Below are 13282 nucleotides of genomic sequence, written 5' to 3'. Positions count from 1 at the left end.
AGCGGCTGAAACCATAAAAAAACGACTGGGATATAAAACACATTATAACCTGTTTGTTTAACCTTATTAACAAATACGACAAACAGTTGCCTGTTGGTTCATTATTCCTTTTGAGCTAAATTAGAACGCTGTGATAATATGCGCAACTCGCATTTTTCTATAGATACACAATTTAAGGGCAACTGAATGGCCAACAATGGATTATCAGGCATTGAGAAGAAAGTCGCATTTTCGTTAGCCAGCGTGTTTGGTTTACGAATGATGGGCTTATTCATGATCATGCCCGTATTCGCGCTTTACGGTCAACATTTAGAGGGTTTTTCACCTCTATGGGTGGGTATCGCTATCGGTGCTTATGGCTTGACCCAAGCAGTGTTACAAATTCCCATGGGCATGTTGTCAGATAAATATGGCCGTAAGCCGATTATTTTGGCTGGGCTGGTGGTGTTTGCTATAGGTAGCGTGGTTGCTGCAATGTCAGATCATATTTATGGGGTTGTGCTTGGCCGAGCCATTCAAGGGATGGGTGCTATTGCCGCTGCAGTGTTAGCGCTGGCCGCCGATTTAACCCGCGATGAGCAACGCACTAAAGTGATGGCTATTATTGGCATGTGTATTGGTTTCTCGTTTGCATTGTCATTGCTTGCAGGGCCGATAGTGGCCCAATATGCAGGTTTAGAAGGGCTATTCTTTTTAACCGCTATCTTAGCGGTAGTGGGCATGATCATTGTGCAGGTGTTGGTACCTAACCCAGTCTCACAAGCGCCCAAAGGCGATACTGTTGCTACGCCCACTAAATTAAAGCGTATGTTAATGGACCCGCAACTGTTCAGACTCGATGCAGGGATTTTTATTTTGCATTTAGTGCTTACCGCCGTATTTGTGGCCTTGCCATTAGATTTAGTGGATGCAGGTTTAGTAAAAGAAAAACACTGGATGCTGTATTTCCCTGCCTTTATCGGCGCGTTTTTCTTAATGGTGCCGTTAATTATTATTGGTGTTAAACGTAACAACACTAAAACCATGTTCCAAATATCACTAATGATCATGATGCTGGCATTGGCAGCTATGGGATCTTATGCTGATAACCTCTGGGTATTAAGTGCCGCTGTGGTGTTATTTTTCACTGGTTTTAATTATCTTGAGGCGTCATTGCCTAGTTTAATTGCTAAATTTTGTCCGGTGGGCGATAAAGGCTCAGCTATGGGCGTTTATTCCACTAGCCAATTTTTAGGGGCATTTTGTGGCGGTATGCTAGGTGGCGGAGCTTATCAGCTGGTTGGCGCTGCAGGGGTATTTTATGTGGCACTTGGACTGATGTTTATTTGGTTATTATTAACCATAGGCATGGAAAAACCCGTACTGCTAAAAAGCTATACCCTTGAGGCACAAGTTAAAGATAGAAATCAGGCGAAAGACATGGCAACCCAGCTATCACTGCTATCTGGGGTAGCAGAAGCCATTGTCGTCATGGAAGAGAGAGCAGCTTATTTGAAAGTTGATGATCAATTCGATTTGAGTGAAGCGCGAGCTGTGTTAGGCTCTGTCAATTAGATCGTTTTGATCGCTCAGTTTTGTAATTTAGATTAGATAATAGATAAAATCGCAGGAGATTTTCGATGGCCAGTCGTGGTGTAAATAAAGTAATTTTGGTTGGTAATTTAGGTAAAGATCCTGAAGTTCGTTACATGCCAAACGGTAATGCCGTAGCCAACTTTACTGTAGCTACAAGTGAAACTTGGAAAGACCAACAGGGTCAGCAGCAAGAGCGCACCGAGTGGCACAATATCGTCATGTACCGTCGTTTAGCTGAAGTTGCTGGCGAATACCTAAAGAAAGGTTCTAAAGTTTATTTAGAAGGCAAATTGCAAACCAGTAAATGGCAAGATCAGACTACAGGTCAAGATCGCTATAAAACTGAAATCAATGCGATGGAAATGCAAATGCTTGATAGCCGCGGTCAAGGTGGTGGTCAGCAAGGTGGCATGAACCAAGGTTACGGTAACGCGCCGCAACAAAGTGCTCCTCAGCAAGCTCAAGGTGGTTATGGTCAGCAGCAACAAGCTCAAGGTGGTTTCCAACAACCAGCTCAAGCGCAAAAGCCTGCTTACACGCCTAAGCCTCAAGCGCCAGCTCAGCAGCCTGCCCAACAAGCACAAGGTGGCTTCCAACAAGCGCCAGCTCACCAACCTGCACAAGGTGGATATCAGCAAGCTGCTCCTGCGCAGCAGCAAGGTGGTTTTCAACAACCAGCTCCAGCACAGCGCCCAGCGCCAACGCCACAGCCACAAAATACTACACCTGATTTAGGCGGTGATTGGGATGATGATATCCCGTTCTAATTCACAGTAAATCTAATTATGTAGATAAAAGTGTTAAATTAAACACGTATTTTACGAATTATTATGAGGAACCCAGCATTTTTGCTGGGTTTTTTATTGGCTGCGATAGCTATTTAGAGGTGACGAGTCACGATCTTGAGTGATCAACTGGCATTGTTAACCATGCCTTTTAAGACAATATTGTTATAGGTGACAAAGCCAATAATATTGCCTTGTTCAATGACAGGAGCTTTGTTGATCTGGAATTGATCAAATAAGCGGGCGGTATAGCGAATATCCATATCTGGGCATACTGACATCACAGGCTTTATCATGATTTCATAAACATTAACCCGCTCTGGTGACTTATCAGTGGCTAATACTTTTCTGGCAATATCACTGAGTAACAATATGCCGTATTCATCATGCTCATGGCGTTTGTTAATCACTAAAATAGTGACGTTTTTTGCCATCGCAATATTAATGGCTTCACTGACGGTAAGTAGGCCATCAATCATGGCGTAATCATTCATCAAAATATCACGGTTTTTTATTGGCGTTGATGGTTTCATATTTGATCCTTTATATCATCAGTGAGTTTTGCAACTTGGTGAGCAACACCAACGGCATCTTCAACATCAATTTGAATTGCTATTCCTTGACCTGGGTGAGTATTAAAGCCGCCCACCTCACAGATCGTTTCTAAAATATGTCGGCTCATATGCTCTTCAACTAGCCATAAAATGACGTCCCGTTGTACATCTAAGCCTAGCCCCATGAAGGTTTTCTTTTTAGTTAGTCCTTCACCGCGAGCATGGTTAATTACAGTGGCACCTGTGGCACCAGCTTCTCTGGCGGCATCCAGTACCGCTTCAGTACTAATATCATCAACAAAAGCGACAATTAATTTAAATCGCATGGGTTACTCCTTGGCGGATTTTCGTTGGTCAACAAAGGCTACGATTTGGGCGTAGCTCATGACGGCAATGATTGGAAATAAGCTAGCAAAGGCAATTAAGCCAAAACCATCAATAAGGGGATTGCGGCCTTCAACATTAGAGGCAAGCCCTAAACCGAGTGCGGCCACGAGGGGCACAGTCACGGTAGAAGTGGTGACGCCGCCGGAATCATAAGCTAAAGGAATAATCGATTTCGGCGCGAAAAATGTTTGAATTACAACTACCACATAGCCAGCCATGATGTAGTAGTGAATAGGATCACCAACCACAATACGAAAACAACCTAGTGAGATCCCAAAAGCGACCCCAATGGCCACAGAAATTCTCAAGCCTTGAATACTAATGGTGCCACCAGAGACTTCATTGGCTTTTATCGCCACCGCAATTAATGACGGCTCAGCAATGGTGGTACTAAAGCCAATGGCAGCTGCAAACACATAAACCCACAGGTAATCTTGCCAAATGAACGGTCCAGCGGAGCCATCAGGGTGCAAAATACTGGGGGAGGTGAGTTGATCCGCTAAGTTTTCACCAATGGGAAATAGCGCTAACTCTAAGCCGACCAGGAAAAAGCTTAAGCCTAAGATCACATACACAAAACCTAAGACCACGGTTTTCCAATTGGCAATGGGACGCTTGAGTACACCCAGTTGAAAGCCAAATAAAATTGTCGCAATTGGCACCACATCACGCATGGTAAGCAGTAAGGTTGCCAATAGCTGGTTAATCCACTCCATAATACTCCTTGTAGGCGCAGCTTTGATTTATTACAACGTCAGCTAAAACAGGGCTGTTGCGGAATGTCATTACAGGATCATCCCGTAAAGCAGTACAAAAATAACTGGGGTTAAACTGGCAAAGGCAATCAGCCCAAAGCCATCAAGCATGGGATTACGTCCTTTAATCACAGTGGCTAAGCCAACGCCGAGAGCCGTTACCAGCGGTACAGTAATGGTTGACGTGGTGACGCCACCAGAGTCATAGGCGATACCAATAATATTTTCAGGGGCAAAGCTGGTGAGCACCATCACTATGATGTAGCCGCCAATGATCAAATAATGAATTGGCCAGCCTTTTACAATGCGAATAACCCCTAATAAAATCGCTAAACCTACTGACACCGCTACGGTTAATCTCAGTCCCATCGCATAGCTGTCCATGGCAGCCTCAGTGGCCTTGATGGCGCCACCATCTGCTGCAACTTGGGCTGCTTCAGCGGCGACAGCGGTTAAGGCGGGTTCTGCTAAGGTGGTGCCAAAACCTAATGAAAAGGAGAAGGTCACCAGCCAGAAGGTACTGCCTTTACGGGCGAGTGCGTGTGCCAATGATTCACCAATGGGGAATAAGCCCATTTCTAAACCAAAGACAAAAAAGGTTAGCCCAAGAACAATAAATACTAAGCCTACAAGAATGGAAAATAAGTTATCGGGTGCTTGTTGGAGGATAAATATTTCAAAGAAACTCACCACGACTATGATGGGAATAAGATCTTTAAAACTGCCGAGCATGGATTGTAAAAGCTTAACTAACCCTGTCATTCCTTCTCCTTTGATTGCTAAATACTAACCGCCAAACAGCGTGTTAACTTACTAGCCTAAAAGGTTTATTTATTGTTTTTAGCTAGTTCCAGTTTGCCTGTTTATAGTTGTAAGGCAACATTAAATTAACACAAGTTGCAATATCTTTGAGCTAGATCAATTTGTCTAAAAAAGATCCTAGTAGGAGAGGATTAAAGAGGGACTTTTTAAGGCTAAAGAGTTTCTTTTCTACCAATAAAAAAGAGACCATATAGTCTCTTTTGTCAGCGATTAATATGTCAGTGTTGCGTGCTGCATAAGGCCTAGCAGATCCACTTAGGCGACATCTGTGTCTAATGCTAAGTGTTGCCATTTGTTATCGGCGCTGATATGCATTAATTTGACTTGTTTGTTGTGCTCAACATTAATATTGCTCAATTGGCTGGGACACAATGTTAACTGATTGGCGATTTTGATGTAAAAGCCCACCGACTTGGGATCGTTGCCGATAACGCTTTTTGCTAGCGTGGTTTGTTGGTAAAGCCATAGGTAGTCACCTTTGATTTCACAATTTAGGTATTCAAGCTGCAATAATTGCTGATTGTTATCTGCAATGTGAAAGTTTGTCTGCACGTAGTCAGCAAACGCTTTTCTGCTTTGTGGGTTTTTGACTAAATCGCTATCAGCCCCAATGATGCGTTTAGCTGTTTGCTGGGCATCAGCTAAATAAAAGCAGTGTTGAATAGCGACATTCCCGCTTTTGGCATTAAACAGCACATTGGTATAGCTTTCTTTTTTTCTATTAGCAGAAGCCTGAAAATTAAATAATAACAAGCCTGCAAGGGTGATAAACCATATTAGAGCAATAATTATCCAAAACATTATTATATTCCTTTATTGCTAGCTGTTTAAAAAGCAGTGTTGAGCTGCTGCATGATTTGAGCCTGTTGGTAATTAATAAATATTGATACGCGGAAAATAAGCTGGCATTAACAGCAAATACTAATTAAATACCATAGGTCAATATATAGTATTAGTAAAATCTATTATCAAAGTTTTCAATGTTAAATAGGAGGTTAGGCACAGCTTGAACGCGGTTATCGCGAATTGATTATCTGACTATGATTGAGGCTCATGGCCGGTATTGACTCGGGCTAATATAAGCTGAATGCTTATTGGTGAATGTCTAAGTATATGGTTTATAAAGTATGTTGTTTAAATGGCTTTGGTTAAATTTAATCATTAAAGGCCTAATGGCGGCATATTTTCAGGTGCTTTAATTTGGTATTTATCTAAAATTTGTTGAAACTCACCAGAGCGCTTTAATTTAGCAATACCTTGAGCATACACATCTGCGATACGGCTTTGATTAGGATTAAAGCCTACATATAAAGGCGTTGGCTCACCATATGAACCGGCGTATTTGATTTGATTAGCTACATCATTTTTGTATGCAGTATATTCAATAGCGACTTTATTACCCAGTATCACATCAAATCGGCCATTTACGAGGCGCTTAATGTTCAACATCATGGGTTGCTCTCCCGTGGCGGCGTAAAAGTCGGTTGAACGGCTAATTTTATCATTGAGCTGCTCGCCGTAGTCATAACCTCCGATAATCCCCACTAGCGCACCATCAAGACTGTCTAATTGCTGAAATGACCATGAAGCGTCTGCGCGAGTATAAAAATCCGTGCTGGTATAGCCAACAATCAGTGTGTCGGTATATAAATTAAATTGTTCAATATGGGTTGGTGTAACTGCAAGAATGGCATCGATATTACCAATTTTAACTTCCTTTAAAGCGCGATTAAAAGGTACCGCAATAAAATGCACCTGTTGATCCATGACTTCAAATGAGCGCCGAGTCAGTTCAGTGACATAACCGGTGTGATCCTGGCAAATATAAGGGCACCAAATATCCGATGCGATCAATACAGGCTTGGCTGCAAGGGATGAAGAAACCAGTAGTAGTAGAGAGATAATATATTTCACGGTAGTGTTGGCCTCAATAGAATAAGTGCTAATGGCGCAGCCTTACTTAGCTAGTTTTCACCGCACTATGCTCCGCTATTAAACCTAGTGCTTGCTTAAATTCAGTTAGTTGAATTAAATCTAGCCACTTTCAGTAAATATAGTAACCTAAAACGACAGTTTGCTAGCGAAAAGTTAATTTTTTTGTGACGCAATAAATAATATGGACGGGCCAAATGATCGTAAACAGCATAAAGCATGTGATTTACAATGAAACGGGCGCAGCTGAAGTGATGCGCTTTAACCATTCAGCATTACCTAGGCTTAAAGCTGGGCAAGTGATCATAAAAGTACATGCAGCAGGGGTTAATGGCCCAGACATTAAGCAGCGAGAAGGCGCATATCCGCCGCCAAAAGGTGCTAGCCCGATATTAGGCTTGGAAGTGGCAGGGGAAGTCATTGCAATGGCTAAAGATGTCACGCAATGGCAAATCGGCGACAAGATCTGTGCCTTAGTGCCTGGCGGTGGCTATGCAGAGCAAGTGATCACTTACGCCTCACATTGCTTACCGCTCCCCAAAGGCTACAGCTTTGTACAAGCGGCGGCCTTACCGGAAACCTGTTTCACGGTTTGGGGAAACTTGGTTAATCGCGCCAAGCTTAAAGCCGGTGAAACAGTGCTGATCCACGGCGCCTCTGGCGGTATTGGCACCACCGCCATACAAGTTGCCAAAGCCCTAGGCGCTAAAGTGTTTGTTACCTCAGGTAGCGATGAAAAATGCCAATATTGTCTCGACCAAGGGGCGAGTATGGCGGTTAATTACCATAAAGATGATTTTGTTGAGCCTATCCTTGCAGCAACACAAGCTGAAGGGGTCAATGTGGTGCTAGATATTGCGGGTGGTGATTTCATCAACCGCAATTTAAAGGTATTGGCTTTTGATGGCCGCATGGTGTCAGTGGCAACCCAGCGCGGCGCTAAAGCAGAAGTGAATATTTTTAGTATTATGGCCAAACGCATTCAATGGACTGGCTCAACGCTTAGGCCGCAAAGTGTCGAGGCTAAGGCTGACATCGCCGCTGGATTATTAGCACAGCTATGGCCATTACTGGATGCTAAACAAGTGCAGATCCGGGTTGATAAAGTGTTCCCGTTTGATGAGGTCGTAAAAGCGCATCAATATATGGAGTCAGGTCAGCATAGAGGCAAGATTATTCTGCAGCTAGGCGAAGCCTAAACCTAAATGAGCAAAACCTAAACAAGTAAGATGTAAACAAACAAGACCTAAGCAAGAATTAGGCAATAGTAAGGCATCAAATTCAAAACAGTCTTTTTATCATAGCTGACTTGAAGGCTGTCATATTTGAACTAAATTAGAGCTTGCAGCGCCGCTAAATTAGACTGGGTGCATAACACTTTGGGAAAATCATAACTCAGATGATTTGCAGCATAAGACGATGGCGATATGGCACTGGCAAAAAATGGCAAAAATATAAAAAACTTCATTAATAATATATTGATTTTTTCATAAGTTTTTGATTAATTATCCTCAATAATCATGCGCGTTGCGTAGAGGTTAGTAAATAAACTGTGTGCTGCTAAAATGCACATTTTTTAGGTATGTGTTGATTTAAGGGCATTAGCATATATGTATAACACTGCAAAAAAACAAGTTTGGTATGGTGAGCTTCGTACTCCACGTGGCACCTCAATTGTCGTCCATGACAACCGACTCCCCGATGCGTCTCCCGGTCGAATCTACTTATTTAATGTTAGTCGTAACACGATTGGCGAGTACGTAGAGGATATCGTTAAGGTTAACCTGCATGAGCTGGAACCCCAGCAGTTAACAGCCGCCAAAGCTGAGCATGAAGCAGCATGGCTTGCTGCTAGAGCTGAGTTTATGGCAAAACATGAAGCGCATATCGAATTATCTTCAGTGCCAGACTCTGCGCCAGCCTCAAAAGCCAAAAAAGTTGCAGCGGTGGATGAGATTATCGATGTCGATGACAGTGAAATGGAATTTGAAGATGCTGATGCCGACTTCGGTATCAGTGATGACAGTGACGATTAGCATAAAGCGCTAAAGACAAAAAATGGAGCATGATAATAAATCATAGCTCCATTTTTATTGGCTGTTTATTAGTAAATCAATCGCTCAACAGTAATCGCTTAGGCTTAAATCACCCCAAACTCGTAACGGCTCACATGGCGATAAACTTGTCCTGGCTCTATCCAAGGCTTACCGGGTAAATCGGCTTGATTAGGTGAGTCTGGCAGCATTTGTGGTTCAATACATACCGCTTGGTGAGACTGGTAAATACGGCCGTCAAAGCCTTTTACGCCTTCAAGGAAGTTTGCGCCATACAGCTGCACCCCAGGTTGATTGGTGTAAATCGTCATGGTGCGGCCAGTTTTAGGGCTTGAAAGACAGCCAAATCGACAGACTTGCTCAGCATTGTTAAGCACATAACAATGATCAAAACCATTGGTGGCAGCAAGAGCAGGTCGATGAGTTTGCACAGCAAATGCAGTGGCTTGGGCTAAATCTAAATCGCTGCCAGTGGTCGCAGCAATTGAAGTTGGAATACCCACTTCATTCATTGGCAAATATTGCTTGGCATCCACTTGGATCAAATGCGCTGCATTAGTTAAGCTATCAGCGCCTTCTAAATTAAAATAACTGTGCTGGGTGAGGCTAATAGGGCAGGCCTTATCGACACTTGCTTGCATTTCAATGAGTAAACTATTGTCAGCCAAGCGATAATCTAATTGCACCGTACAATTACCCGGAAAGCCCATATCACCATCTGGGCTATCAAGGGTTAATCTCACCCCGTCTTCAAGGGCTTGCATATGCCAATGCTTTAAATGAAAACCTTCAGCGCCACCGTGTAAGCAATTGGTCGCTTGGTTTATATCGAGCTGATAGTGGTTGCCTTGATACTGCAACTGACCATTAGCAATGCGGTTAGAGTATCGCCCTGCAATGGCGCCTAAATAAGCCGGCTGGTTTAAATAATCGCTGACGCTATCACAGCCTAAAACGATGTTATCTCGCTGGCCTTGGTTATCTTCAGTCCATAAGGCGTTTATAATTCCCCCTAGACTTAACACTTCAATAGCAACCTTGCCGTTGTCGACTCGAATACGTTCTACCCATCCTCCGCGAGGATCTTGCCATGGTTCAAGTGTGGTGATTTGTAACATTAATGCCTCTTATAGCAATAGAATTGCTTATTCAATTCTGCCTGCGCCGCCACTGGCAGAGCATAAATAGATAATTGGTTCTAAGGATGTTTGTTGTGGATATAGCTGCTCAACGGCATTGACCACAGCATCGGTTAGCTCATGATCAATAAGCGCTACCACGCAACCATCACTCATTCTTACGCCGCCTTTGGTGCCAATGATATCTTTAATTATTTTCACTAAGGCATCAATCTCAGGGGTGCTGATGTCAAAATCATCGCGCATGGATTGTTGTGATTGGGCCATTAATTGGCCGAAACGGGCAGTATCTTGTTGCTCTAGAGCGCGGGCGGCATTCACAGTGCGTTGGTTTTCAGTTAGTACATGCTTAGCTCGATGATAAAGTTCATCACCTAAGCTAGCTTTAGCACTGTTTAGCTGGCCAAGGCTGACTTCCCTTAGTGACTCAACTCCAAGCAATTCATTAATCTGATGACATTGCAGTTTACGGGCATCAAAGCGGTCAATTAACAGCTGGCGATCGATGCTAGGATCGACAATCAGCAAACTTAAGCTGTCAGGAATCGCTATTGCGCGGCCGTCTAACTCTAAGCAGTCAATCAATAAGGCGTGATCGGCCACCGCCAGTGCGCTAATGGTTTGATCCATAATGCCAGATTCTGACTTTATGAACCTGTGCTCTCCACGTTGGGCAATTTGTGCAATGGCTAATGGCGATAAATGCAGTTGGCTGGCGTAGCTAATGGCAGTGCCAAAGGCCACCTCAAGAGCTGCTGATGACGACATGCCTGCGCCCAGTGGCACATTGCCGACAATGGCAATATCCATGCCTTTAGCTTTAAGCCCAGATTGAGCCATTGAGGCGGTAAAGCCTTTTAGGTAATTTCCCCAACTGCCTTTATCTTCAATGGCGTTTTCTTCACCAAAACGCCATTGTTCGATTTGCCCAGCAAAGGCATCAGTCACGGCTCTAAAGGTGTTATCACTACGATGTTTAACCGCAATAACAGTGTGAAAATTAATTGCAGCGGGTAAAACGAATCCTTCGTTATAATCCGTGTGTTCGCCAATAATATTGACACGACCTGGTGCTTGATACAGGTCGTCAGCCGTAGTTCCAAATGTTTGTACAAACAACTTCATGGCTTTTTGAGCAGGATTTGACATACAGTTACAGTTCCAAAGAATGTCGAGTTACGAAGTTACCTAAGCGGTATAAAAGTATTAAATTTTAAATTGATAATGTGATTTATATCACGACTTGCCAGTGGCTGTAACTACTGAAAACTCGATTGATACAATTTGCAGCTTAAGAGTAGTCGGTTTTGTGGAAATAACAGTAATTTCAATGCCTTTGTACTACTAAAGAGGTATGTTAATGTAAGGGTTTACGTTGACTGTTTTATTGGCAGAACAAATTTGAGGTATAAACTGGCTTTATAACCACCCAAATAGCGACGCTGGCTAACCTTGGCTGATTGATATAAAAGCGCATTTTAAACAATAAAAAAGCGCCTTAATGTTAATAAGGCGCTTATCGGTTTAGCATAGCGAATAGAGGATATCGCTAACTATTTACGCTTATGGCTTGCTCAAGTTAGGGGTGATTTCAGTGGCTGCGCTGGCTTTATCAACGCTCGCTTCTGATTCTTCTTCTGTGTTTGGCTCAAGTAATTCATGAATAACATTGTCCACAAAACCAGCACCTGCAGCTTCGTAAAGGTTATAAACGCTGTTAACCCCTTGCTCTTTCAGTGACTCTGCATCTTCAGAATATTGCACAATGGCGCTGATCTTACCTTGGTAATCGAGCTTTTTAAGTTGCTCTACCGCAAACATATTACCAATATGGTGTGGCATGGCTAATAGCACCAATTCAAGCCCCGGTGCCCGCTCAAGCTTTTCCCAAAAATCGGTATCGCTAGCATCGCCTTGCACAACATTGCGGCCTTCAGAGCGATGAAAATCCACCAGTTCTTGCTTGTGTTCAATCCCCAGTATTTCGCCTGAGTATTTAGCGCGCAGCTCATCGTAAGCACCTGAGCCAATCCGGCCCATCCCTAAAATCAAAAAGCGCGGATTACCCACAGGAATTTGTCTATCCTCAGGGTGTAGCGGGTGTTTTTCAAGGGTGATAAAGGTTTTATGGTAGCGCTGATAGAACTTGTTGACCGCCGCATTAAGGGGCGCAGCAATTAAGAAACTGATGCTCAAGGCTACTGCTAAAATGATTAACCACTCGGCAGGTAACCAGCCTTTTGATGCGGCTACCGCAGCAACAATCAAGCCAAACTCACTGTAGTTACCTAGATTGAATGAGGCAAATAGCGAGGTACGAGAACGCAACTTAAAGCGGGTCAATAATATAAAGAACAGCATGATTTTAAACGGCACTAATAGCACCAGTAACCCAGCTAGGCCCACATCGGCAATGGTTGGCAAACCATTTAAACCAATGGTTAAGAAAAACGCGACTAAAAACAGCTCTTTAAAGTAGTAAATTGATTTAGAAAGCTCGGACGCTTTAGCGTGGCCTGCCAGTAAAATACCAATAATCAATGCGCCTAGATCCGGCTTTAAGCCAACGGCTTCAAACAGCCAAGCGCCCATGACTAATGCCATAGTCAGGCCAAATAAAATCAACATTTCGCCGTGGCCAACGCGGTCGAATATTTTATAAATTAGTGGTTTAACTAGTGGTAACAGCAATAAACCTAAGGCGTAAATGGAGGGGAAATCACCCTTTGAAATGGTGAGGAATAGCACTGCGAAGATATCTTGCATAATCAAGATACCAATGGCGATACGGCCATACAAGGCTTGGCTATCACCGTTTTCATCCAGCACTTTGACGGCAAATACGGTACTTGAAAAACTTAAGGCAAAGCTCAGTAGTAACAGCTGATCAATATCTAAATCAACTAGCCTGTCTAGCCCTACTAATCCCAGCAATTTTAAGATGGGTAAAAAGAATAATATCGAGCCAATTAAGTGCAAACTGGAACTGGCCCACACCTCAGATTTGAGTAAACTTTTGACATCTAATTTAAGCCCAATAGCAAACAGCAGTAACATGACGCCGAGGTCAGCTAGTTCCTGCAGCAGTGGCAAGCTTTCATCTTGGATCCCAAAAATAAACAGTAAAAAACCTGCTGCAAGATAACCAATTAGTGGTGGTAAACCGACTCGACTAACAAGCATGCCACATAATAGCGTAACAATGAGAATTGCGGGTTCCATAAGGCCTTATTCGATTTGTTGAAACTAGGTTGTAGGTAAGTAGATTGTATAAGAAAA

The 13282-nt window shown here is 43.2% G+C and carries 13 protein-coding genes; 4 read left to right on the top strand and 9 right to left on the bottom strand.

Going from position 1 to position 13282, the window contains the following annotated elements; genetic code table 11:
- The first annotated feature begins 186 nt into the window (after positions 1-186).
- Both Q4546_RS08625 and Q4546_RS08620 read left to right on the top strand, forming a co-directional pair.
- Positions 187-1554 carry an MFS transporter gene (locus Q4546_RS08625; RefSeq protein WP_102475472.1) on the top strand — a complete coding sequence of 456 codons (1368 nt, stop codon included), beginning with the start codon at positions 187-189 and terminating at the stop codon, positions 1552-1554.
- A gap of 65 nt (positions 1555-1619) precedes the next feature.
- A complete protein-coding gene (locus Q4546_RS08620) occupies positions 1620-2342 on the top strand; it encodes a single-stranded DNA-binding protein (protein ID WP_102439974.1) in 723 nt (240 codons plus the stop codon).
- A gap of 143 nt (positions 2343-2485) precedes the next feature.
- On the opposite strand, the gene Q4546_RS08615 is transcribed toward Q4546_RS08620, so the two are convergent.
- From Q4546_RS08615 to Q4546_RS08590, 6 genes are all read right to left on the bottom strand, one after another.
- On the bottom strand, positions 2486-2893 hold the full coding sequence (locus Q4546_RS08615; protein ID WP_102439578.1) for a CBS domain-containing protein: 408 nt from the start codon (positions 2891-2893) through the stop codon (positions 2486-2488).
- Positions 2890-3240: a P-II family nitrogen regulator gene (locus Q4546_RS08610; RefSeq protein WP_076538613.1), complete on the bottom strand. Its 351-nt coding sequence runs from the start codon at positions 3238-3240 to the stop codon at positions 2890-2892. The genes Q4546_RS08615 and Q4546_RS08610 overlap by 4 nt, the downstream gene beginning before the upstream one ends.
- A gap of 3 nt (positions 3241-3243) precedes the next feature.
- A complete protein-coding gene (locus Q4546_RS08605; RefSeq protein WP_102439577.1) occupies positions 3244-4017 on the bottom strand; it encodes a DUF1538 domain-containing protein in 774 nt (257 codons plus the stop codon).
- A gap of 69 nt (positions 4018-4086) precedes the next feature.
- Positions 4087-4818, bottom strand: coding sequence for a DUF1538 domain-containing protein (locus Q4546_RS08600; protein ID WP_076538618.1), 732 nt, complete (start codon positions 4816-4818; stop codon positions 4087-4089).
- 315 nt (positions 4819-5133) lie between these two features.
- Positions 5134-5679, bottom strand: a complete 546-nt coding sequence (locus Q4546_RS08595) for a DUF6702 family protein (RefSeq protein ID WP_303446098.1) — start codon at positions 5677-5679, stop codon at positions 5134-5136.
- 360 nt (positions 5680-6039) lie between these two features.
- The gene (locus tag Q4546_RS08590; RefSeq protein WP_102475474.1) at positions 6040-6792 is read right to left on the bottom strand and encodes an ABC transporter substrate-binding protein; all 753 of its coding nucleotides are present in this window, start codon (positions 6790-6792) and stop codon (positions 6040-6042) included.
- 215 nt (positions 6793-7007) lie between these two features.
- On the opposite strand from Q4546_RS08590, the gene Q4546_RS08585 reads away from it, so the two are divergent.
- Together Q4546_RS08585 and Q4546_RS08580 are read left to right on the top strand one after the other, a co-directional pair.
- On the top strand, positions 7008-8009 hold the full coding sequence (locus tag Q4546_RS08585; protein ID WP_102439574.1) for an NAD(P)H-quinone oxidoreductase: 1002 nt from the start codon (positions 7008-7010) through the stop codon (positions 8007-8009).
- A 411-nt stretch (positions 8010-8420) separates the two neighbouring features.
- Positions 8421-8846, top strand: coding sequence for a hypothetical protein (locus Q4546_RS08580; protein ID WP_102439573.1), 426 nt, complete (start codon positions 8421-8423; stop codon positions 8844-8846).
- A gap of 104 nt (positions 8847-8950) precedes the next feature.
- On the opposite strand, the gene Q4546_RS08575 is transcribed toward Q4546_RS08580, so the two are convergent.
- From Q4546_RS08575 to Q4546_RS08565, 3 genes are all read right to left on the bottom strand, one after another.
- A complete protein-coding gene (locus tag Q4546_RS08575) occupies positions 8951-9982 on the bottom strand; it encodes an aldose epimerase family protein (RefSeq protein WP_102531478.1) in 1032 nt (343 codons plus the stop codon).
- Between the two features lie 27 nt (positions 9983-10009).
- Positions 10010-11152 carry a galactokinase gene (galK, locus tag Q4546_RS08570; protein ID WP_102531477.1) on the bottom strand — a complete coding sequence of 381 codons (1143 nt, stop codon included), beginning with the start codon at positions 11150-11152 and terminating at the stop codon, positions 10010-10012.
- A gap of 414 nt (positions 11153-11566) precedes the next feature.
- A complete protein-coding gene (locus Q4546_RS08565; RefSeq protein ID WP_102439570.1) occupies positions 11567-13225 on the bottom strand; it encodes a cation:proton antiporter family protein in 1659 nt (552 codons plus the stop codon).
- Between the last annotated feature and the right edge of the window lie 57 nt (positions 13226-13282).

It is taken from the genome of Shewanella sp. 4_MG-2023 (assembly GCF_030548015.1).
Lineage (GTDB): Bacteria > Pseudomonadota > Gammaproteobacteria > Enterobacterales > Shewanellaceae > Shewanella.
The sequence above is the reverse complement of the archived record's forward strand: the minus strand, read 5'-3'. Positions and strand labels throughout refer to the sequence as shown.